This window comes from Paenibacillus violae, assembly GCF_032461945.1.
Taxonomy (GTDB): Bacteria; Bacillota; Bacilli; order Paenibacillales; family NBRC-103111; genus Paenibacillus_E; species Paenibacillus_E violae.
In genome coordinates this window covers 137,318-159,736 of sequence record NZ_JAWCUD010000013.1, presented here as the reverse complement: position 1 = coordinate 159,736, position 22,419 = coordinate 137,318, and the positions used below count along the sequence as shown (strand labels likewise).

At 48.9% G+C, this 22,419-nt stretch carries 15 protein-coding genes; 11 read left to right on the top strand and 4 right to left on the bottom strand.

What is annotated here, in order from left to right:
• Positions 1 to 21: 21 nt before the first annotated feature.
• Entirely contained in the window at positions 22 to 1,386 is a 1,365-nt protein-coding gene (locus RQP52_RS30090) for an LLM class flavin-dependent oxidoreductase (protein WP_315955243.1), read from the bottom strand.
• Between the two features lie 30 nt (positions 1,387 to 1,416).
• Complete coding sequence (locus RQP52_RS30085; RefSeq protein ID WP_315955242.1) at positions 1,417 to 2,778, bottom strand: LLM class flavin-dependent oxidoreductase; 1,362 nt, start codon at positions 2,776 to 2,778, stop codon at positions 1,417 to 1,419.
• A 357-nt stretch (positions 2,779 to 3,135) separates the two neighbouring features.
• Between RQP52_RS30085 and RQP52_RS30080 the strand changes: the two genes are divergently transcribed.
• From RQP52_RS30080 to RQP52_RS30035, 10 genes are all read left to right on the top strand, one after another.
• The gene (locus RQP52_RS30080; protein WP_315955241.1) at positions 3,136 to 3,915 is read left to right on the top strand and encodes an ABC transporter ATP-binding protein; all 780 of its coding nucleotides are present in this window, start codon (positions 3,136 to 3,138) and stop codon (positions 3,913 to 3,915) included.
• 30 nt (positions 3,916 to 3,945) lie between these two features.
• The gene (locus tag RQP52_RS30075; protein ID WP_315955240.1) at positions 3,946 to 4,821 is read left to right on the top strand and encodes an ABC transporter permease; all 876 of its coding nucleotides are present in this window, start codon (positions 3,946 to 3,948) and stop codon (positions 4,819 to 4,821) included.
• A 238-nt stretch (positions 4,822 to 5,059) separates the two neighbouring features.
• Complete coding sequence (locus tag RQP52_RS30070; protein WP_315955324.1) at positions 5,060 to 7,390, top strand: helix-turn-helix domain-containing protein; 2,331 nt, start codon at positions 5,060 to 5,062, stop codon at positions 7,388 to 7,390.
• Between the two features lie 106 nt (positions 7,391 to 7,496).
• The gene (locus RQP52_RS30065; RefSeq protein ID WP_315955239.1) at positions 7,497 to 9,884 is read left to right on the top strand and encodes a glycoside hydrolase family 95 protein; all 2,388 of its coding nucleotides are present in this window, start codon (positions 7,497 to 7,499) and stop codon (positions 9,882 to 9,884) included.
• A gap of 309 nt (positions 9,885 to 10,193) precedes the next feature.
• Positions 10,194 to 11,048, top strand: a complete 855-nt coding sequence (locus RQP52_RS30060) for an ABC transporter permease (RefSeq protein WP_127456771.1) — start codon at positions 10,194 to 10,196, stop codon at positions 11,046 to 11,048.
• A 23-nt stretch (positions 11,049 to 11,071) separates the two neighbouring features.
• A complete protein-coding gene (locus RQP52_RS30055) occupies positions 11,072 to 11,971 on the top strand; it encodes a carbohydrate ABC transporter permease (protein WP_127456723.1) in 900 nt (299 codons plus the stop codon).
• Positions 11,972 to 12,085: 114 nt separating this feature from the next.
• Positions 12,086 to 13,747, top strand: a complete 1,662-nt coding sequence (locus RQP52_RS30050; protein WP_379172296.1) for a type 2 periplasmic-binding domain-containing protein — start codon at positions 12,086 to 12,088, stop codon at positions 13,745 to 13,747.
• Between the two features lie 78 nt (positions 13,748 to 13,825).
• Entirely contained in the window at positions 13,826 to 16,204 is a 2,379-nt protein-coding gene (locus RQP52_RS30045) for a glycosyl hydrolase family 95 catalytic domain-containing protein (protein ID WP_315955237.1), read from the top strand.
• Between the two features lie 487 nt (positions 16,205 to 16,691).
• A complete protein-coding gene (locus RQP52_RS30040) occupies positions 16,692 to 17,633 on the top strand; it encodes an aldo/keto reductase family protein (protein ID WP_315955236.1) in 942 nt (313 codons plus the stop codon).
• Positions 17,634 to 17,675: 42 nt separating this feature from the next.
• Positions 17,676 to 18,572, top strand: coding sequence for an aldo/keto reductase (locus RQP52_RS30035; protein WP_315955235.1), 897 nt, complete (start codon positions 17,676 to 17,678; stop codon positions 18,570 to 18,572).
• A 76-nt stretch (positions 18,573 to 18,648) separates the two neighbouring features.
• On the opposite strand, the gene RQP52_RS30030 is transcribed toward RQP52_RS30035, so the two are convergent.
• Positions 18,649 to 19,491: a WYL domain-containing protein gene (locus RQP52_RS30030; RefSeq protein ID WP_315955234.1), complete on the bottom strand. Its 843-nt coding sequence runs from the start codon at positions 19,489 to 19,491 to the stop codon at positions 18,649 to 18,651.
• The gene (locus RQP52_RS30025) at positions 19,466 to 20,791 is read right to left on the bottom strand and encodes a WCX domain-containing protein (protein ID WP_315955233.1); all 1,326 of its coding nucleotides are present in this window, start codon (positions 20,789 to 20,791) and stop codon (positions 19,466 to 19,468) included. The genes RQP52_RS30030 and RQP52_RS30025 overlap by 26 nt, the downstream gene beginning before the upstream one ends.
• Positions 20,792 to 20,954: 163 nt before the next feature.
• Between RQP52_RS30025 and RQP52_RS30020 the strand changes: the two genes are divergently transcribed.
• Positions 20,955 to 22,367, top strand: coding sequence for an RtcB family protein (locus RQP52_RS30020; RefSeq protein WP_315955322.1), 1,413 nt, complete (start codon positions 20,955 to 20,957; stop codon positions 22,365 to 22,367).
• The last annotated feature ends 52 nt before the right edge of the window (positions 22,368 to 22,419 follow it).

The following is a 22,419-nucleotide window of genomic DNA, read 5'->3' as shown; positions in this document are numbered from 1 at the left end:
CTCTCGTGGTAACTCTATAATTTAGTGAACAGATGTGGCCGAGCGCTGAGCAAAGCGATTCGCAGGCTCAGCCAAACCAAGATGATCGCGCAGCGTAGTGCCCGTATATTCGGAGCGGAATAAGCCCCGCCGCTGCAATTCTGGAATGACCAGATCGACGAATTCGTCCAGTCCGCCGGGCAAATAAGGCGGCATAATGTTGAAGCCGTCGCAGGCTTTATTCACGAACCATTCTTCCAATTGGTCCGCAATTTGGACCGGCGTTCCAGCAATGGTTCGATGTCCGCGGGCCCCGGTCACCCGGTGGATGAGCTGGCGAATCGTGAGCTGCTCTCTGCGAGCCATATCCAGCAGCAGCTGGTAGCGGCTTTTGCCGCCATTAATCTCGGTGGCATCCGGCAATTCAGGCAGCGGTCCGTCCAGCGGATAGCCGGAAAGATCGACCCTCAGAATGTTCTGCACCATCCCCAGCCCGACGGCAGGGAGGACAAGATTCTGGAATTCGGCTTCTTTCGCTTTCGCTTCTTCTTCTGTCGCGCCTATGAAGGGCAGGACGCCAGGTAATATTTTCAGCTCATCCGGCGAACGTCCGTAAGCAGGGAGCTGACTTTTAAGAGAGGTATAGAAGTTTTGCGCTTCTTCCAGAGTCTGCCACGCTGTGAATACGACCTCGGCCGTCTGGGCAGCAAAGGCTTGACCCGTCGTCGAGGAGCCTGCCTGAACGACAACGGGACGACCCTGCTTAGAACGGTGAACATTCAAGGGTCCACGCACGGAAAAATGTTCACCGACATGATTGATCTCATGAACTTTATCTGGATCGGCGAATTGGCCGGTTGCTTTATCGATAACGAGCGCGCCTTCTTCCCAGCTGTCCCAGAGAGCTGTCACCACGTCAACGAATTCCTTGGCCCGCTCGTAACGGAGGGAGTGATCTAAATGATGGTCGCGCCCGAAGTTTTTGGCGGTATTCTCCATGCTGGTTGTGACGGCATTCCAGCCTGCCCGCCCGCCGCTTAAATGATCGAGGGAAGCGAATTTACGCGCCACATGAAAGGGTTCACTGTAGGTCGTCGATACGGTTCCGACCAGACCGATCTTCTTGGTGACCGAAGCCAGTGCAGATAGCAGGGTCAAGGGTTCCGCCCGGACCGGCAGCGTATACTGGACAGCTCTGTTCAGCGGCTCCGGCAGCACCGGGATGTCTTCAATAAAAACGAGATCGAATTTCCCACGTTCCGCTGTTTGGGCAAATCGCTTGTAGAAATCAAGCTTCAAAAGCCCGCCTGTATCTGTCAAAGGATAGCGCCAAGCCGCGATATGATGCCCAACGCCAAATATAAAAGCCCCTAGATGAAGCTGTCTTTGCCCATGATTAGTTCCCATTGATTGTTCGCCCCCAATTCTCAATACTCATCAGTATCCACTTGCAGATTCAGTCTTCTGAAAACGGCTTTGCGGCCTAGACAGCCCTAGATGATCGCGCAAGGTTGTTCCTTCATATTCGGTTCGGAACAGTCCTCTTCGCTGAAGCTCAGGAATGACGAGGTCCACGAACTCCTCCAAACCTCCCGGTAGATAAGGCGGCATGATATTAAAACCATCGCAAGCGCCACCCTTGAACCATTCTTCCAGCTGATCGGCTATTTGGACCGGTGTGCCATAAATGGTGCGGTGACCGCGAGCGCCTGTCACGCGGTACATCAATTGGCGGATCGTCAAGCCTTCCCGGCGCGCCATATCGGAGACGAGCTGGAAGCGGCTTTTGCCGCCATTCACTTGCTGCAGCTCTGGCAGATCAGGGAGAGGGCCATCCAGCGGATAGCCGGTCAAGTCAACATTGAGCGATGCAGAGAGCATGGATAGTCCGACGGCAGGCAGCACTTGGGATTGGAGAAGCGCTTCTTTCTCGCGCGCCTCTTCTTCGGTTGCTCCGATAACCGGGAATATCCCCGGCATGATGAGAATGTCGTTTGGCGATCTGCCGTAAGTGACAGCCAGCTCCTTGACGCTGCGGTAAAAGAGCTGCGCCTCTTCCAGCGTTTGCCAAGCGGTGAAGACGACCTCCGCCGTCTGAGCGGCAAGGTGTTTCCCTGTCTCCGATGCTCCCGCTTGAATGACAACAGGTCTGCCTTGCGGTGAGCGCGGCAAGTTCAAAGGACCGCGTACAGCGAAAAACTCGCCGCGATGATTCAGCTCATGCACTTTGTTGGGATCAGCGAAAATGCCATTTTCTTTGTCTGCCACAATAGCGTCGTCTTCCCAGCTATCCCAGAGGGAGGTGACGACATCGACGAATTCACGGGCTCGTTCATATCTTTTATCATGGGCGAGGTGGCGGTCTTGACTGAAATTATGAGCTTCTTCATCGCGGCCTGAGGTCACGACATTCCACGCTGCGCGCCCACCGCTCAAGTGATCCAAGCAGGAGAATTCACGCGCCAAATTGTACGGTTCATGATACGAAGTAGATACTGTTGCAGCTAATCCAATATGTTCAGTTACGCCTGCCAAATAGGAAAGCAGCGTAATGGGTTCAGGCCGTACGGTTACGGTATGCTTAATGTTCGTCTTGAAACGATCAACCACCGCGAGCGTGTCTGCGAGGAAAATCATATCGAACTTTCCGCGTTCCGCCGTTTGGGCAAAATGCTCGTAAAACGCATGCTGCAAAATACCTTGGGCATCCGTATCCGGATAACGCCAAGATGCTACGTGGTGGCCAACTTGAAATAGAAATGCTCCAAGACGCAGTTGTCGCTGCTCAGGTGTGCTCATCTTTCATCCCTCCAAAATAAAGTCCTTTCATATAAGCCCCCCGAGTATGTAAAAAGGCTCTCACAAGCTTGCCGCTAAAGAGCGGTGCTTGGAGAGCCTTTGGTGGACCAATAGGCTGCATGGGTTATTGATTAGTTATGCTAGCATATTAATTCCGATAAAACAAGTGGGTTATATAAGAATTATAGGATTGACTTCCATTTTTTGTAGTGATATGATCCCCTTATATCCAAGTTAATCACTATGAATTGAATCGTGTCGACCAGATATCTGGAGACTTCCGAGCTTCCCCGTAAAGGGGTTCTTATGGGGTCTCTTTTTTTATATTCGAATAAATGACTAAAGGGGGAGAGCTTGATGAGCGTACTATCATTAGATATTGATTTACCGAGCAAATGGTTTCAGACGCCCCAAGGGCACCGGGTTGAAGCACTACATAACATTCAATTACAAATTAAAGAAGGTGAATTTATAACCATCATAGGTCCAAGCGGCTGCGGTAAAAGCACACTGCTCAAGATCATCGCCGGGCTGGATACCGATCATAACGGAAAAGTGCTGTTGGAACAGAAACAGGTAGAAAAGCCTGGTATTGATAAAGGATTTATTTTTCAGGAGCATCGCTTATTCCCTTGGTTGACAGTCGAGAAAAACATCGCTGCCGATCTTAGCTTAAAAGACCCTGAGGTTCGGACACGCGTAGATCGCCTGATTGAGTTAGTGAGGCTGAAAGGTTTTGAGAAATCGTACCCGAGGGAGTTATCGGGAGGGATGTCGCAGCGCGTTGCGATTGCAAGAGCGTTGCTCCGGAATCCGAAGGTGCTTTTGTTGGATGAGCCGTTTGGGGCATTGGACGCCTTCACGCGTTCGCACTTGCAAGAGGTTGCGCTTGACATCTGGGAGAAGAACCGGACAACGATGATCCTTGTCACACATGATATCGATGAAGCCGTGTTTCTGGCTACCCGAGTCGTCGTGATGGATGCGCGTCCGGGCACGATCCGTAATATCATTTCGGTTGATTTACCCTATCCGCGTAAAAAGACAACCGTCTCGTTCCAAGAGCTGCGCAAGCTGGTACTTAGTGAATTTGAACCTGTTGATGAATTAGAGCTGATCGACAGCTCGGGTATTTAACTAAATGAGAATGAAAGTGAGGGAGCAGCGATGAGTCAAGCAGAAGTTATTGTTGCAAAAAATCAGCCCATATCCCGGCCGAAGGCAGCGGAACCGCCTATTTCGTCCGAACAGCCGAACCTTTCAAAGCCGCAAAGGAAAGAAGCCAAATGGGAGCTCGTTGTCCGAGGGAGCATTTTGCCGCTGACTGTCTTAATCCTATGGCAAATTTTCGGTTCATTAGGCGTTGTGTCCAAAACTTTGCTGCCTACGCCGTATGCGATTTGGCAGGCCTTTTATGACTTGCTCATTAGCGGAGAGCTTTTCAAGCATGTGAAAATCAGTATTTGGCGTGCGGCTGTCGGCTTTCTGATTGGCGGCAGTTTAGGGCTGGCATTTGGCCTGCTGGTAGGTTTGTTCCGCAAATTCGAGCAGACGGTTGATCCTTCTGTTCAGATGCTGCGGACGATCCCGCATTTGGCCATCACGCCGCTATTTATTCTCTGGTTTGGATTTGGCGAGTTCTCCAAAGTGCTGCTTATTGCGAAAGGAGCGTTTTTCCCGCTGTATGTGCAGACTTTCCTGGGGATTCGGAACGTGGATTCCAAGTTGTTCGATGTCGCCCGGGTGCTGGAGTTCAGTAAGTTTAAACAAATTACGAAGCTGGTCCTGCCGGCGGCGCTGCCGAATATTTTGCTTGGCTTACGGCTTTCGATCGGCGTTGCTTGGTTAGGGTTGGTCGTAGCTGAGCTCATGGGGTCAAGCGAGGGAGTCGGTTATTTGATTCTGGATGCCAGACAGTTCTCGCAGACGGCGATTGTGTTTGTAGGGATTTTGATCTTTGCCTTCGTAGGCAAAGGTTCCGATTCCTTGGTACGGATTCTGGAAAAGAAACTATTGAAGTGGCGCGACAGCTTTAACGGGTAATCGTTTAAAAATCGGGAAAAAAAGAGCCCCAGAGACACCTATCTCAGTCGAAAAGAACCATTTTCGTCAGATAAAAGTCTCTGGAGGCTCTTTTTGGCATCAGAACCGGCCCGTCTTGGATTTTAGCCGGCCGCCTAATTTCGACAGACAAAATCTAGCTTTTATTTTATGATAGAAGGTGAAATGAAAACGCTTACGTAGTTGAGCTCCTACAAATAGATGAGGTGAACAAGTTGTGATGAAGCTAACTTCGAATCTGAAGCTGGAGCATTCCCCCATTTTCAGAAGTTTTCTTGTTTCCTATGTGCTCATCCTGTTTATTCCGATGGTGACGGGGTTCATCTCCTATTATGTTTCTTCGGACATTATTAAGTCTAGCTCACTTGAAGCAAGCGCAATGATGCTGAACCAAAGCAAAGACGTCTTAGATCGCAGAATGGAAGAAGTCGAAAACATCACAAGACAACTGTCGTTGGACCAGGAACTGAACTATGTGCTGAATCAGCAAGTGGATGTCGATCACTACGATGTTTATGCCCTATGGAAATCATGGCGGAATACGGCGGCTTACAGCTTGACGAACACTTTTCTGGAGGATTTCTACATTTATTTGAACAATTATCATGCTATTTTTACGCCATCCGGTGTGTATGTGCGCCCTGATGATTACTTTGACCTGTATCATTACGAGGATGTAGATCCAGTCCAGTGGAAGCAGGGGCTACTTGGCAGTATTCATCGCAGGGAAACGCTGCCGTCAAAGCCGTTTATCGGTAATGGGAAGAAAAGCAACGTCATTACCTATTTGCAGTCGATTCCGTTCGATAGCTTTCAGCATTCACTCGGTACGGCCGTTATTTTGATTGATGAGAATGAAATCGCCAAAATGCTGGAACGCATTCCGCAGCAGTATGGGGGCTGGGCTTATATCAGCGATAAGGACGGTCATCCGATTGCCAGAGTCGGCATTGACGATGCCCAAATTCAAGCGATGAATATCCCGCAGATGATCGGTCAACAACCCGGGAACATTGTCGAAGGTGAAACGCTGCTTATTTCCTCGAGATCAACCTATAACGGTTGGGTGTATGTTGTCGGCTTGCCCAAAAGCATCGTTTTGAAGCAGTCGGTATTCATTGCCAAGGTAACTTGGACGATCACCATTTCAACGTTATTGTTAGGGATTGTGGCTGCCTTATTATTTGCCTACAGGAACAGTGCTCCCATCAATCGAATTGTTTCCGTTTTCCGGGAACAAATTGGTCAAGGTGGGTACAAAGGGAAAAATGCCTTTGATTTTCTGCAAGGAAATATTTCCGATTTGTTAGCCAGTCAGCGTTTTTTGGAAGAGGAGCTTAAGCGCCAGCTGCCTTTATTAGAGGATGCTTTTGTAAAGCGGCTATTGAAAGGGGAGTTTGATTCTCTGCAGGAAGTCCAGACATTAATGCACTCGCTGCCAAGCATGAATTTAAAAAATGAAACCGGTCATGTAGCAATCATTCGGATTAATGGCTATAGCGGTCTGGTCAGCCAAGAAATTATTCACGAGCTGAATGCGGCAAGGCTTTTGATCAAAAAATGTCTGGTTGATTTAAGCAGTGTTTTTCAATTTAATGTAACGGATATCGACTCAGATAAAATCGCCATGCTGATGACGCTGAAGGAAGAAGACGTCCAATTGGAAGGGGAGGATATGACGGTTCATTTGTCCGGATTGTTTGAACAATTGAGAGAATATGTGAAAGAGGAGTACCGGATTCAAATGACGGTTGCCATTGGCGGCAGCTTCCAGTCCCTTTCCGATAGCAGCCGCTCCTTTGAGGAAGCGAGAGGCGCGCTTGATTATTCGGTCTTTGCGGAAGAGGCGGAAACGATCTGGTACCGGGATGTGATTAAGGAATCAACGAGTTATTACTATCCGATTGATATGGAGCTGCGGATGCTGAATGCGGTCAAGATCGGCGAGCTGCAGGAGGTTCACCGCATTTTTGAACAGCTGTTGGCACAGAACTTTACAGAACGGCAGCTATCGGCGGAGATGGTTCAGCAATTATTCGGCGAGTTGAAAGGGACGTTCTTTAAGCTGCTGCAGCATAGTCCATTCACTGATCAAGCGGTGTCACAAGGGCTGAAAGCGCGAATTGAGCATTTGCAGCTCTCCGCTAGTCTCGATCGTTTCCGCAATGACATTCTTGAGCTGCTCGAAGCGTTCTGCAGTAGAGTGCTTAAGAAAAAAGAGGATAGTACGGGGGAAATGATCAACAAAATTGTGGGTTTCCTCGATGAACATTATTCAGACTCTGATTTAAATCTGTATAAGATATCGGTTGATGTCGAGCTGCCGGAAAAGTACATTTCACAGTTATTTAAGGATCACACTGGAGAAAACTTATCGGATTATTTAGAGAAAATCCGGATTAAAAAAGCGACGGATCTTCTGTTTAACAGCCAACATACGATTGATGAAATCTCGCAATATGTCGGCTATAATAGCGCGCATGCGTTCCGGAGAGCTTTCAAGCGCGTATCGGGCGTTTCCCCAAGCTTTTACCGAAAAACGGTTAATTAATGTTTGTTTTATTCAAAAGTACCTTAGTAATGTCCTTATTGCGGAAGGTCATTTTGTGATGTAGTTGGAGTGAGCATGATTTTACTTGTAAAAGGAGCTGTTTGCCATGAAATTACGTTATCAAAGCTACGCCAAGGCATGGACGGAAGCGCTTCCTATCGGGAACGGTCGTCTCGGGGCCATGGTTTTCGGCGAACCGGAAGTCGAGCATTTGCAGCTGAATGAAGATACGCTTTGGTCAGGCCGTGGGCCAGTTGACGGAAACAATCCGAATGCGAAGAATGTTCTGGCGGAAGTTCGCGAACTCCTTGCCGAGGGCCGCTATGAGGAAGCGGACAAGAAGGGCAAGGGGATGATGGGGCCATACAATCAATCCTATATGCCGCTAGGCGATCTTTATTTGAAGTTTCTCCATGGGGGCGTGGTTCGCGCCTATGAGCGCAATCTGGATTTGACGAATGCCATCACCAAGGTGGAATATCGCATTGGGGAAATCGTGTATAAACGCGAGATGTTTGCTTCATTTCCGGATCAAGTCATTGTGATTCGTCTTGAAGCAAGCGCTCCAGGCGCTTTGAATTTCACTGCTCGACTGGATAGTCCTCATCCGTATCGAACGATCCAGACGGCCGAGCATCTCTTCTTGCAAGGCATCTGCCCAGAGCATGTTGATCCTAACTATTACAACCGGGATGAGCCTGTCTTATACGGAGATCCTGAGACAACGGATGCTATGCGCTTTGAAGGGCGAGTTGGCGTTCGTCTGGAAGATGGCGCTGCTGCTCTTGATCATGATGGCTTGCATATTAGAAAAGCCAGTGCTGTAACGCTGATCTTCAGCGCGGAAACCAGCTTTCAAGGATACGATAAACCTCCTGCGAGGGAGATCGGCGATATGTCCGCCACGAATGAGGAACGTCTGGAGCAGGCGTTGAGCAAATCCTATGAGCAATTACGGCAAGCTCATATTCAGGATTACACGGCGTTATTCAATCGTGTGGAGCTGAACCTTGGCGCTTCTGAGGCGCCTGAGGGGATGCCAACGGACCGGCGAATTAAGCAGTATGGGGCGAAGGATGCCGGGCTGGTCGAGCTGCTGTTTCAATATGGCAGGTATTTGTTGATTGCAAGTTCACGCGCCGGATCGCAGCCAGCCAATCTCCAGGGCATATGGAACAAAGAATTAAGACCGCCGTGGAGCAGTAATTTGACGTTGAACATTAATGCGGAGATGAACTATTGGCTTGCGGAAACGTGTCATTTATCCGAATGCCATGAACCGCTGTTCGGCTACATACAGAACTTGTCCACCAATGGGCGGAAAACGGCTGAAACGAATTATGGCTGCCGTGGCTGGGTGGCGCATCATAACGGAGACATCTGGTGCCAGTCAGCGCCAGTCGGGGATTATGGACAAGGTGATCCGGTATGGGCGCTGTGGCCGCTGTCGGCGGCATGGCTCAGTCAGCATCTTTGGGAACATTACGCGTTCACCAAGGATGAGCCATATTTGCGTGAGCACGCTTATCCGATTATGAGAGAAGCAGCGCTTTTCTGTCTGGATTGGCTTCATCCTGACGCAAACGGCCATTTGATCACATCGCCTTCCACGTCCCCGGAGCATAAGTTTGTGACGGCAGATGGGCAGAAGGCTGGTGTGAGCCAGGCAACGACGATGGATATGTCGTTGATTTGGGATTTATTTATGAATTGCATCGAGGCTGTCGATGTATTGAGGTTGGCCGAGGATGAGTCCCTTAGAGACGAGATGGCAGCAGCATTAGAGAAGTTGAAGCCGATGCAAATCGGCAAGCACGGCCAGCTTCAGGAATGGTCGGTGGATTGGGAGGATGAGGATGTCCATCATCGTCATGTGTCGCACTTGTTCGGTGTTTACCCTGGACGTCAATTGACGGAGCAGGGAACGCCGGAGCTGTATCAGGCTGCGCGAAATTCCTTGGAGCGGCGCGGGGATGGCGGCACAGGGTGGAGCTTGGCTTGGAAAATCTGCTTATGGGCACGTTTCCAGGACGGGAACCGAACGCTGCAGCTGATTTCCAATCTGCTTCAGCTGGTGGAGGAAGACGCAACGAACTATCATCGTGGCGGCGTCTATGCCAACCTGTTCGATGCGCATCCGCCTTTCCAAATTGACGGCAACTTCGGATTTACCGCCGGTGTGGCGGAAATGCTGGTCCAATCGCATGCCGGCGAGATTGCCTTGCTGCCTGCTTTGCCAGAAGCATGGCCGAATGGCTATGTGAAAGGCCTTCGAGCAAGAGGAGCGATAGGCGTTGGTCTCTCATGGGAGGGCGGCGCTCTTAAGGAAGCGGAGATCGAAGTGCAGGTAGGTGGCAGCTGCCGCATTCGCACCAAGGAAACTTCGCTCACGGTTGAATCGGACGGCAAGCAAGTACCTTTTGAACGTGTGACGGAAGGAGTCATCCGTTTCGATACGGAGGCAGGTCAAACGTACAAGCTGCGCAGTGTTTAAAGGCCAATAATAGAACGGCGGGATCCATCAGGACCCGCCGTTTGGTGTCTCTTCTGAGAATTGTACCTGATAAATGCAAGTGTACCTTTTCAATTTTCGGCGGATGTACGCATCATTTTGAGATGTACCTTTACGCTGATGGGGGAAATGTGGTCTTGTATAAATAGAAAGCGCTACCAAACAGGAGGGATTGATCTGGATACCGTATCTGTCAGAGAAACACGCGCTCCGAGTGTGACCAAGAAGAAGTCCAGGTTGTGGATGGAGGCGAGCAAGAGCTTTCAGAAGCACTGGCAGTTCTACTTACTCATTATACCGGCTGTTCTGTACTTCCTTATCTTTAAGTACATTCCGATGGTGAACGCCGTCATCGCTTTCAAGGATTACAGCGTCGTCAAAGGGATTTGGCACAGCCCTTGGGCCGGGCTCAAGCATTTCCATCTCTTCTTCAATAACCCGCAATTTTGGGTGTTGATTAAAAACACGCTGTTCCTTAGTTTATATCAGATAGCAATCGGATTTCCCGTTCCGATTTTACTCGCTTTGGCGTTAAACGAAATCCGGAACGGCTTTTTCAAAAGAGCTGTGCAGCTCGTCACCTACGCGCCTTACTTCATTTCAACCGTTGTCATGGTTTCCATGATTATGCTGCTTCTCTCCCCGAGATTAGGCGTGATCAATATCATTTTACAAAGCTTCGGTATAGAATCGATTAACTTTCTTGGCATCCCAAGTATGTTCCGTAGTGTTTACGTATGGTCTGATGTATGGCAAGGCGCAGGGTACTCAGCCGTCATTTATTTGGCCGCACTGGCCGGGGTGGACCCGTCGCTGTACGAAGCGGCTAAAGTCGATGGAGCTTCTCGATTTCAGAAAATAATCCACATTGATATACCTGGCATTATGCCCACTGCCGTCATCATTTTGATATTAAGCGTAGGAAACATCATGTCCGTCGGATTTGAAAAAATTTATTTGCTGCAAAATCCGCTTAATCTCGAAACCGCTGAGATTATCGCTACTTATGTTTATAAAATCGGGCTGTTGAATGCCAATTTCAGCTTCGCTACGGCAGTTGGTTTATTCAATTCGGTTGTTAATTTGATTCTGCTTTTGCTGGTTAATGCGATAGCCAAAAGAATTTCTAGTACAAGTCTCTGGTAAAAAGAAAGGAGAGGACCCGCCAAATGATCAAGATGGGGCGTCGCATTCGTGAATCGACGGGGGACCGGCTGTTTCTGACGGGTGTGTATCTATTTCTGGGGATCGCACTGATCGTCGTTCTTTACCCGCTAGTCTTCATTGTCAGCTCATCCTTAAGCAGCCCGCTCGCCGTTTCATCCGGACGTGTGTGGTTATGGCCGGTAGACCTAACATTCGTAGGATACAAGGTTGTATTAAGCAATCCGCAGGTGCTTCAAGGCTATGGAAACTCGTTATTCTATGCCTTCTTCGGCACATTAATTAGCGTAACGTTAACGATTGTTTTGGCTTATCCGCTGTCGCGAAGGACCTTTTTTGGGCGCAGTGCGCTGATGATGTTCATTACATTTACGATGCTTTTCTCCGGCGGTCTGATTCCTACTTATTTGGTCGTCAAACAGCTGGGTTTGCTCGATACAAGGTGGGCGCTGCTAATCCCGCAAGCCATTTGGGTATGGCAAATCATTATTGCCAGGACTTTTTTTCAGTCTTCCATACCGGAAGAATTGGCGGAAGCAAGTGAAATGGATGGTTGCAGTGATTTCCGTTTTCTATGGAGCGTTGTGCTTCCGTTGTCCAAACCGATTATCGCAGTGCTGATTTTGATGTATGCCATCGGGCAGTGGAACGCTTACTTTGATGCTTTAATTTATTTGAAAACACAAAGTTTATATCCGTTGCAATTGATTCTTCGCGGTATTCTAATTCTCAATTCGGCGGCGTCAGGCAATATTGATGCGGCAGAGCAGCTGAGAAGACAACAGTTTGCCGATTTGACCAAATACTCGCTCATTGTCATAGCAAGCTTACCTGTTTTGGTCATTTATCCTTTTGTACAGCGCTACTTCGTCAAAGGGATGCTGATTGGTTCTGTGAAAGGATAAGAGACACCTAGGAGAGGTGGTGGTGCGGCTCGGGATTACATGAGAAGGAGCTTGAAAGCTTGGATAAAACACATGCAGGGGTTACCATTTGACAACGAAAGGGAGAGGGCGCATTTGAAAAAAACAGTTTCAACATTATGGATAATGCTGCTTACGATCAGCTTAGTTCTCACAGCTTGTACATCCCCAACTGTTTCGGATACGAGTACACCAGGCGCAACGGGCGCGGCAAAACCAGCGGAGGGCACGGGCGCTCCGGTTCCAATTAAGATCTTTGCTCAACAAGACGCGAATGTCGATCTGGCGACAAACAGCTTTTCCAAATTGGCTGAGCAGAAATTCAATATTAAATTTTCATGGCAGACAGTTCCATTCGACGGTGCGGCTGAGAAAAGACAAATCTCACTGGCCAGCGGCGATTACCCGGATCTGTACATGCTGATTCCGTGGGTTGATAAATTTTCACAGACCGATATTCTTCGTTACTCACAGCAGGGTGTGATTCTTCCGCTGGACGATCTCATTAAACAATATGCGCCAAATGTACAAAAGGCGTTGGATAAATACCCTTACTTCAAGGCGATGAATACAGCTCCCGATGGCAAAATTTATGGGTTAACGCAACTGGTTGAATGTTATCACTGCTCGTATCCGAATAAAATGTGGATCAATTCGTCCTGGCTGAAAAAGCTGAATTTGACGATGCCCAAAACACTGGATGAATATAAGCAAGTTTTGGAGGCCTTTAAAACAAAGGACCCGAATGGCAACGGCAAAGCGGACGAAGTGCCGCTAAGCGGATCTATTGAGGACTACGGGGTTCACATCATCCCTTACTTTATGAACGGTTTTATCTATGACGACGATCGCACTTACCTTTTGCTGAACAATGGCAAAGTCGATGTAGCAGCGAACAAAGATGAATGGAAGCAAGGCTTGCAGTTCGTGAAATCCATGTATGACGCCGGCTTAATTGATAAAGGAGCATTCACGCAAAATGCAACCGCCTACAAGAAGATTGGCGATAATGCGGACTCGCAAATTCTAGGCGCCGGTGCCGCTATGCACCCGTACATTTTTGTTACGGGCGGATCGGATAATTCCAAAACGTATGATCCAGTTCCACCGCTGACAGGGCCGAATGGGGCGCTTGCAACTTATAATTATCCGAGCGATCCGGGCGCGACCTTCGTACTGACGAATAAAGCAAGCAAGGAAGCTCAAATCGCCGCTATCAAATTAGTGGATTACATGTTTACGCAAGAAGGTCAAATTCGCGGTCACTTCGGCGAAGAAGGGAAAGACTGGCGGAAACCGAAGGATGGAGATTCTCCTGTAGAGAAATCAGCGACTCCGCTTCTGGCTACGATTCCAACGCCGACAGGAGAAACACCGCACAACTCGTCTTGGGGCGCGATGGCGCAATATTTCCAACCGAAAGAGTTCCGGGACAGCTGGGTAGCCGCTACGAATATTTATGACACAACGGGCTATGAGCGCAGATTGCAGGAAGCTACGCATCTGTATGATGGCAAGCAGCCAAAAGATGTTTTCCCGCACTGGGCGATCTGGATCGATCCGTCAACTGCTGACGAAGCCGCTATGCTGAAAACGAATATTAAAAACTACATTGATCAGAACTCGCTGCAGTTCGTCACAGGCGCCAAAGATTTGAACAAGGATTGGGATGCCTATGTAGCCGGTTTAAATAAATTAAACCTCAAACGATACACGGAAATCATGCAGCAATCCTACGATAAATCATTCAAGAAATAAAGCAGGGGGTCCTGTACGGCCCGGAGGGTCGTACAGGACTTTTACGCTGCCAAATGATAGGCAAGGGAGAGGATAATCATGAACAGGAATGAGCAAGCGAAGCGGCACCCCATTAGCTATGAGAAGCCGGCGCCGGACTTTTTCGAGGGCGCATTGATGGGAAACGGCGGCCTTGGCGCCGTGGTCACAACCCGTCCGGATGCGGTTGTCATCCATTTTGGACATAACAATGTGTGGGACATTCGAATTGCAGAGAATAATCAAGAGAAGATCGGTACTTTTCAAGACGTATTCGAGCAATTGAAGCAGATTCCGCAAGATCTGGATACGTTCCGAGAGAACGAATGGTATCGCGAATACTGTGATATGTCGGCGGAGAACTACAGCAAGCCCTATCCTCGCCCTATGCCGTGCGGCTCTCTTCTTCTCGGCTATGACCGGCGCAATGCGGAAGTGCTGGGCCATAAAATACATATTCACAATGGTCTCTGTGAAGTATATTTCAAGCTGGAAGCGGGGGAGGCTACCCTGCAATTGTTTATCGAGCCTGAGGCGGATCGGATGTGGATGAAGCTTGTATCGCCGGAAGGCAACGTCGGCGGACTGTTCGATCGGGTCAAGCTCATCCCCGATCCTGATACGCCGAAGGAGCTGCCGCATGCGCAGCAGTCTGTAGAGGCTGAGCGGAGTCAACTCAGCTTCAGGCAGACGCTTCCTTGTGCGCCAGAGGGGAATGAGCGTGATGTCAAGGACAAAGCGTTCCGCTTGGATGTTCGTGTTGCCGAGGACATCGAGGCTATGGAAACCAAAGGCGGCGTACAGGCCAAGCTGCTCCAAACGGCGCCGTTCCTTGCTTATGTGGAACTAACAGAAGGCTTGGACAGTTCCGTTGCGGTTGGGTCGCTTGAACTGGAAGCGCCTGCGGAGCAAGGGATTTCCACCGCTTTCGCTGCTTGCGAGAACAATTGGACATCGTACTGGAATTGTTCAGGCGTAAGTCTCGGCGATGAATTTCTAGAGCAGATCTGGTATTGGAATTTATATTTCTATCACTGCTCTGTCAAACCCGAAGCGACATGTCCGGGGTTGTTCGCGAATTGGAGCTACCGTTCCATAGGCTCGGAGTGGCATGGCGATTATCACATGAACTACAATACGCAGCAGCCGTTCTGGCTTGCTTTTTCCAGTAACCATGTCGACAAGCATCTGGCTTACGTCAATATGGTTGATCATATTCTTCCTGTGAGCCGAAAATGGGCGAGTGAATACTACGGCATGCGAGGAGCCTATTATCCGCATTCCGCCTACCCTGTCGAAATGAACATTATGCCTTATCCAGTGCCGCATTGGGGTTGGGAAGTCTGTGAAACCCCATGGACGGTACAGAGTCTCTGGTGGCACTACCTGTACACGATGGACCGGGACTTCCTGGCGAATCGGGCTTTTGCACCTATTAAGGAAGCTGTGTTGTTTTTGACGGATTATATGCGCAGGCCGGATACGCACGGAGAGGCGTGGGGGGATGACCGTTATCACATTTTCCCTACTGTCGTTCCTGAATTGTACGAGTTGACGCCTGGTTTTAAGAAAAATTACGACTGCCTTGTGGATTTGACACTGACGAAATTTGTGTTTCACGCTTTTAAGGAGGCTTGTGAAATACTTGGTATTGGGAAGCAAGAGGAAGAGCTTCTGGATAGCGTGCAAGAGATTTTAAGTAAATTTCCTGAATATGCAACAGCCGAATCACAGCGTGGAACCGTATTCGTATCTGTGCCAGGAGAGGATGCCGAGGTTGTCTATAACACGCCGAACGGCATTATGACGATTTTCCCGGGAGAAGAGCATGGTCTTCACTCAACAGGTGAAGCATACCAAATCGCGCTCAATTCCTATCTGAATCATCGGAACGAGGGTGGCAACGAGCTTGTTTTCTACCATCTGGCAGGAGCGCGAATGGGCCATCTAGACCTGGAAAAATTCAAACGGCAAATAAGTTACTGCCTGCTGCCTAATGGCACATGCACAGACCGTGTTCTGCTGTCCGGGGGCAGGTACAGCGACACGTTAAGTTTTGATTTTATGCGCAGGGTCGGTATTTGGTTCGAGAACTTTGCTTTGCCCGTCGTCATTAATGAGTGCCTGCTGCAAAGCTATAACGGCATTCTTCGCCTGTTCCCGAACTGGCCTAGCGAGCAGGAAGCTGAATTCGCCACGCTGAGGGCGGTTGGAGCTTTTCTGGTGAGCGCATCGATTTCGGGCGGCGAAGTGCAGTGGGTGGAGATCGAAAGTGAAGCCGGTGCTGAGTTGAGGTTCTACAATCCATGGGAGCACGGGGCTGTGTGCAAGCAAGCTAGTGGAGATGTAACCGTCTATGAGGACATCGTTCAATTATCTACAAGCCCGGGCGAGAGAATCCGGTTGGTGAAAGTGAATGCTCAAGTAGCGGCAAGTTGAACGGATCATGGCCTGATCTCTAAGCCGAAGGGCTGGGGATTGGGTTTTTCTGTTGGAGGAAGCCGGCGCGTTTATCGGGCATGGGCTTGTCGGAGGACGGAGCGGGTCTAGGGGACGCTATTTGTGGCTAGAAGGCTAATCTGCCAGATTAGAGGGAACTGTGTGCCGCTATTTCAAGGTATTCGGCGTAATTTCCGCCTAATACTGTGAAATAGCGTCCTGTAGTTCCCCAATGTCGCGCCCGATCGCCGTTTTCTGCGAAATAGCGCCCTGTAGGTCCCCAAAGGTGGTCACCTTAACTCATTCATGAAGCCGAGCGCCCCATGATGCTTCCCTTGACCGCTGAGTTCATCATAGTAAGTTACCTGCAAGTAACTAACTTACTGACTTGATATTATGTAAGAAACTTTTCACTACTTATATTCCTTAATCAACTATTGATATAATAGTAGAGCCTGTAATTGAAAATATTAGGAGGATGCATGAGATGAAATATCGTAAATTAGGGCTTTCAGGATTAAAGGTAAGTGAAATTAGTTTAGGCAGTTGGTTGACATATGGTGGTTATGTTGAGCGTGAGAATGCAGTCAACTCCATTCATAAAGCTTATGAATTGGGGATTAATTTTTTTGATACAGCGAATGTGTATGAACGTGGCGAGGCCGAGAAGGTCGTAGGCGAGGTTTTGAGAAATTACCCGCGTCATTCCTACGTGCTTGCTACGAAGGTGTTCGGCAGCATGGGTGATGGACCGAATGACAGAGGGCTTTCTCGCAAGCATATTTTTGAGCAGCTGCATGCGAGTTTGAAGAGGTTGGATACGGACTATGTCGATGTGTATTACTGCCACCGCTATGATAAGGAAACGCCAATTGAGGAGACGCTGCGCGCACTGGATGATCTTGTTACACAAGGCAAAGTGCTGTATGTCGGCGTAAGTGAATGGACGGCGGCCCAAATGGCGCAAGCTTTAGCCGTAGCTGATAAGTACTTGCTGGATAGAATTATCGTCAATCAGCCTATATATAACCTTTTTAATCGGTATATCGAGAAAGAAGTGATTCCGTTAGGCGAACAGCAGGGAATTGGCCAGGTGGTCTTCTCCCCATTGGCGCAGGGCTTGCTGACGGGCAAATATAAGTCTGTTTCTGATATTCCTCAAGATAGCCGAGCAGCGAAGCTGGATAATTTCCGCAAAGGTTTGACAGAGGAAAATATTGCGAAGGTTCAGCAGCTTGAAGCGGTTGCTACAGACCTGAACATTTCAATCGGGAACTTGGCGCTTGCTTGGATCTTGCGTCAGCCGAATGTTTCCAGCGCCTTAGTTGGTGCGAGCCGTCCTGCACAGGTTGAGGACAATGCGAAAGCGTCGGATATTACATTATCCGCTGACGTTCTAGAGCGCGTAGAAGCGATAATGACGAAATAAGAATGACGATATCTTAGTGCTCTTCAAAGGAGATAAGCGATTATGGAGAAGCGTCTTTATGGCAAAACAGGCATGCAGGTTAGCGTTCTAGGTTTTGGTGGCGCTGAAATCGGTTTTTCTTCAGCTTCACTGGCAGATGTAGACAAGCTTCTAGGAAGTGCGCTGGATGCTGGTTTAAATGTGATCGATACGGCTGAATGTTATAACGTCAGCGAAGAGTTAATCGGTAAAACGGTATCTCACCGCCGAGATGACTACTATTTATTCATCAAATGCGGTCATGCCTCCGGGTTTGATCTCTCTGATTGGGATCCGAAGCTGCTAGAATTGAGCATTGACCGCAGCTTAAAACGTCTGAACACAGACTATATCGACGTCATTCATTTGCACAGCTGCTCGGAAGAATTGCTTCGGCAAGGGGAAGTTATTGAGGTTTTACAACGCGCGAAAGAGCAAGGGAAAACGCGGTTCATCGGCTACAGCGGCGATCATAAAGCGGCTCAGTACGCGGTTCAATCCGGCTTATTCGACTCATTGGAGACATCGATCAATATTGCCGATCAAGAAGCTATCGAGCTTACGATTCCGGTAGCAATTGAAAGAGGTATGGGTGTGGTTGTGAAGCGCCCAATTGCGAATGCAGCGTGGAAAACAGGCCAGAAGCCGGAAAGCGCCTATCATCATGCCTATTGGGATCGTCTACAGCAGTTGAAATACGATTTCCTGGAAACGGAACTTCAGGAATCTATTGAAGTTGCTCTGCGTTTCACGCTGACTGTACCAGGCGTCCATACCGCGATTGTCGGCACGGCGAATCCAGCGCGTTGGTTGGAAAACGCGAAGCTGCTGGAACGAGGCAATTTACCCGAAGAAGCTTATACTACGATTCGCAAAAGATGGCAAGAGATTGCCGAAGCCGATTGGATCGGCAAAGGTTAACTGGTTTGCCTGCGAAAAGGCTGTCCCCAAGAGTTGGGGACAGCCTTTTCAGCACAGTCACCCTCCAATTCCACCCTCACATATTACTTCCCGCTGCCCCCTCAGCAGACTCCACGCCAACTGGCGCCTCGTACCTCGCCAAAGCCTTTTGCGCTGACTCCAGCATTCGCTTTTGCAAATACTCGCCTCGCACGACGCGCACCCGCTTGCCAAGGAAACGAAGCTTGCTTAGCACATATTCAGCTTCATTGTTGAGATAGGTTAATTGGATGGTGTACGTACCCTCTCTTTCGTCATAATCGACCTGTTTCTCGAAGCAAGAGAAGGCATAAAGAATCCGCGACAACTCTCGATTGTATAATTTGACGACAGCGATGGTTGCCTGAATGTGACGTTTGTGCAGCAGTTTTTCAATTTGAACTTGCACTTGGGCAGCCCGCTCGGGGGAGAAAGGCAGGTCATGAACGGCTTCAATATTGTCCAGTTTCGTGCTCATGATGGCCCGGTGTCTGAGATGATACCAGAGCAAATACCAGTCTTTTTTGACCTGAGAATATTCGAGTTTGTATGGAAAAGCCATTTCATTAGCAAAAGTACGCTCATCTTTCACGCGGTAAGTAAGCCTGATGGCGCCTTGCCGTGTAATCACTCGGCGGAGTGTGCGCAGCTGCGGATGAAACACCTGTTTCTCTTTGCTGCGTGCCTTCTCCATGAAGGCCTGGGACAAATCCAAGGCAGGTTCTGCCTCCAGTACCTTCTGAAGTTTCTCCATAGCAGCTGGTGTGAAAGCGTGCAGGGCAGCAGGGTGACTCAGCATGGTTTTTAACCATGAGCGCTCAACGGAAGTCACCATGAATGTCCCTGCATTTTCCAGCTTGGTAACCATATCATAGTTAAATATTTTCTCGAACAGGTTCATAATAGCCTGACAGCTCCTTCCACTCCGCAATCATCTCCTGCCGGAATTCGCCAGGTTCCAGCACCTCACAGCTCGATCCAAAACTTCGAATCCAAGGCTTTATTTCTGTAGTCCCATTGACGGTAATCTCGTAAACGAACGAATCTTCCTGCTCCTCCGTAATTTCTCCCCATTGACCTTGAAGAAGTACGCGCTCTTTAATGAAATTCGGACCCGTTCGGCCTGGATTGAAGAAGCGCACTTTTACCGTTACGGCATTCCCTGTGTCTATGACCCAGCTTAGCTTGATTCGCTTTTCTAAATCCAACTTTTGCTCGTTGAAAAAAGAGGGGTCAACCGGCTCGTCATGCTCAATCTGTGTCATCCCTTCGACCCGGAATTTACGGATGCCATGCCGCGAATCATGGGCCAGCAAATACCACCGCCCGTACTGGTGATCATACACGATTTGCAGCGGCAGAGCCTTCTGCAGCTTTCCTTCCATTTCCCGTTCGAATAAGGGATTCGTATTTTTTGAGGCGTAAGATTGACCGGCTTTGGGGGAAAAATAAAGGAATTGGACCTTGCGGCGCTGGGTGATCGCAGAAAGCAATCCGGACAGATGGGCTTCGTCCAGAATCCGGGAGTAATACTGATATTTATACAAAAATGGCTCTACAGCCGTTAGTTCGGCCGAGTTCCGATTCATGTGCTTTTTAAGCCCGTCACGCAGTAAATAACCTTGTACCGAAGGCACCTGTGTATTGGCCATAACATCTATAAAATCATAAAGATCAATAAGCTCATCCTGCGAAAGCTCATCTATGAATGCATTATGTATACGGTACCGATAGGGGCGTGACCCGGAAGTTTTTATAATGACGCCGACTTCTTCCAGATATTTCAGATCGTTTCGAATGGTTTTTTCATCCGGAAGAGCCGCCTCGCTGGGGATGCCTTTACTGCATGCCTCAAGCAGCTCAATCGCGGTTAAAGGCTGCTCATTCAAAGCGGCCAGCAGCGCAGCGATGCGTTGACTTTCCGACTCTTTCAACGATTTGGCTCGAAATAAGAACAGCAGCATGGGCTCTGTTGAATCGAAATAGCTGTAGCGCAGCATATCGGCAAATTCTTTCTGCTGGGCATCCGGTGCTTGCTGGTACATTGTAGCGATAATTTCTTTTAACCGGCGCAATGTTTTATCAAAGGTATGTACTGAAATTCCGAGTCTCTCCGCAAATTGTTGTCGGCTGTATGCCCCGCTTGTCAGCACGAACATCCGCAGAAACTGGACTTCTTTATCAAAGCTTTCCCTGGCCACACAATCCCCTCACTCTTCCTCTAACCTGATCTTATTGTAACAGGGGTGCGTTTTGGAGAAAATGGAAAACTTTTCAGGTGTCGTCATACTTTCGCCATGTTCGCCTCATCCTAAATAAGCGAAGATAGGTGTAGAAGACAGACGGAGGAGAATCGAGATGGAAATGAAAATGAATAACCACGGCAACAATCATTACGAAATGGAGCTGGCTCACGGCCGCCTTCACGTTTTTGCTAACGAAGAGGTGTTCCAATCTTTTGAACAACGTGTCTATGAAATGGCAGACAATAATCTGCGGATTCCCCGCAATTTGCATATGAGCTACACGCCGGATGCCCACGTGGGGATCGGAACTTGCATCGGAACAACGGCTGTTTGGAGTCTAAAAGACGGCTTCGTGTCCCCTTCCATTGTAGGTGTGGACATCGGCTGCGGTATGCGCGTTCATACGACGTCACTGCACAAAAAGGACATTCAAGATAAAGGTGTGCGCAGGGAGTTAATCAAAGCGATTGAAAAGTATGTGCCGACCAATGAGCGCACGAACACGAATTACGCAGACATTGATATTATGGAAGTCGTAAAACACGGGTTGAAAGGACTTCCGGAATCGTATATCCCGAGCGAACGGTGGTTGACGCATGTCGAGGAAGCTACGTTCCAGTTCGACCATACTTATCTTGAAAAATTGCCTGCAAAAATCGGCAAATATGCGCATGGCCAGCTGGGAACGCTGGGCGGAGGGAATCATTTTATCGAAATTCAATATCTGGAAATAGCCGAAAAGCATCAGCAGTTGGCAGCACAGTGGGGGCTGTTCGATGGTCAGGTGGTCGTCATGATCCACTCCGGCTCCCGCGCGTGGGGAGCTAGATTAGGCCAAGAGTTTACCAAAGTTTTCAGAGAAGTGATGCAAAGCTGGGGGATTGAAAACCCTGATCGCAATCTCATGTTCGCTCCGGTTTCAAGCGTTGAAGGCCAGACTTACTTGAATCTAATGTACTCAGCCTTAAATTTTGCGGTTAGTAACCGGCATATGATTGCCTTCGGCGTGCGTGAAGCGTTCAGGGAAGTTTTTGGCGAAAAGGAAGAGCTGCCTGTGCTCTACGATCTTATGCATAACTATGCGCTAAAGGAATTTCATCGCAATCAGCCGATGCTTGTTCACCGTAAGGGTGCGACAAGGGCGCTGCCCGCTGGGCATTTTCTAAATACAGCTGCGTACAAAGCTACCGGTCATCCGGCCTTGATTCCGGGCTCGATGGGAACCTCGTCTTTTATCATGGTGGGGAAAGAGGAAGGGCTCAAGAACTTTTACTCCATCTGTCATGGGGCTGGTCGGGCAAGATCAAGGAAAGCAACGAAAGAGCTGGTTACGGTCGATGAATTTGCGCAATCGCTGAAAGTAGGTACGGAGGAAGAGATACTGGTGAACCATCGTTCCCTGCAAACGATCCTGGATGAGTGCCCGCAAGCCTATAAGGATGTGGATCAGATTATTGACAGCGTAGTGGGTGCTTCCCTTGCGGATGTGGTGGCGGTTTGCAAGCCTATGGTTGCGATCAAAGGGATTTAGACAAATCAGTATAACGATTTTTTCCGCCGCAGGGTGATTGACGTGATGCAGG

Bases quoted from the DNA above. Each gene is read 5' to 3' on its own strand.
- RQP52_RS30090 (WP_315955243.1), bottom strand. From the start codon at position 1,386: ATGGGAACTAATCATGGGCAAAGACAGCTTCATCTAGGGGCTTTTATA.
- RQP52_RS30085 (WP_315955242.1), bottom strand. From the start codon at position 2,778: ATGAGCACACCTGAGCAGCGACAACTGCGTCTTGGAGCATTTCTATTT.
- RQP52_RS30080 (WP_315955241.1), top strand. From the start codon at position 3,136: ATGAGCGTACTATCATTAGATATTGATTTACCGAGCAAATGGTTTCAG.
- RQP52_RS30075 (WP_315955240.1), top strand. From the start codon at position 3,946: ATGAGTCAAGCAGAAGTTATTGTTGCAAAAAATCAGCCCATATCCCGG.
- RQP52_RS30070 (WP_315955324.1), top strand. From the start codon at position 5,060: ATGAAGCTAACTTCGAATCTGAAGCTGGAGCATTCCCCCATTTTCAGA.
- RQP52_RS30065 (WP_315955239.1), top strand. From the start codon at position 7,497: ATGAAATTACGTTATCAAAGCTACGCCAAGGCATGGACGGAAGCGCTT.
- RQP52_RS30055 (WP_127456723.1), top strand. From the start codon at position 11,072: ATGATCAAGATGGGGCGTCGCATTCGTGAATCGACGGGGGACCGGCTG.
- RQP52_RS30045 (WP_315955237.1), top strand. From the start codon at position 13,826: ATGAACAGGAATGAGCAAGCGAAGCGGCACCCCATTAGCTATGAGAAG.
- RQP52_RS30040 (WP_315955236.1), top strand. From the start codon at position 16,692: ATGAAATATCGTAAATTAGGGCTTTCAGGATTAAAGGTAAGTGAAATT.
- RQP52_RS30035 (WP_315955235.1), top strand. From the start codon at position 17,676: ATGGAGAAGCGTCTTTATGGCAAAACAGGCATGCAGGTTAGCGTTCTA.
- RQP52_RS30030 (WP_315955234.1), bottom strand. From the start codon at position 19,491: ATGAACCTGTTCGAGAAAATATTTAACTATGATATGGTTACCAAGCTG.
- RQP52_RS30020 (WP_315955322.1), top strand. From the start codon at position 20,955: ATGAAAATGAATAACCACGGCAACAATCATTACGAAATGGAGCTGGCT.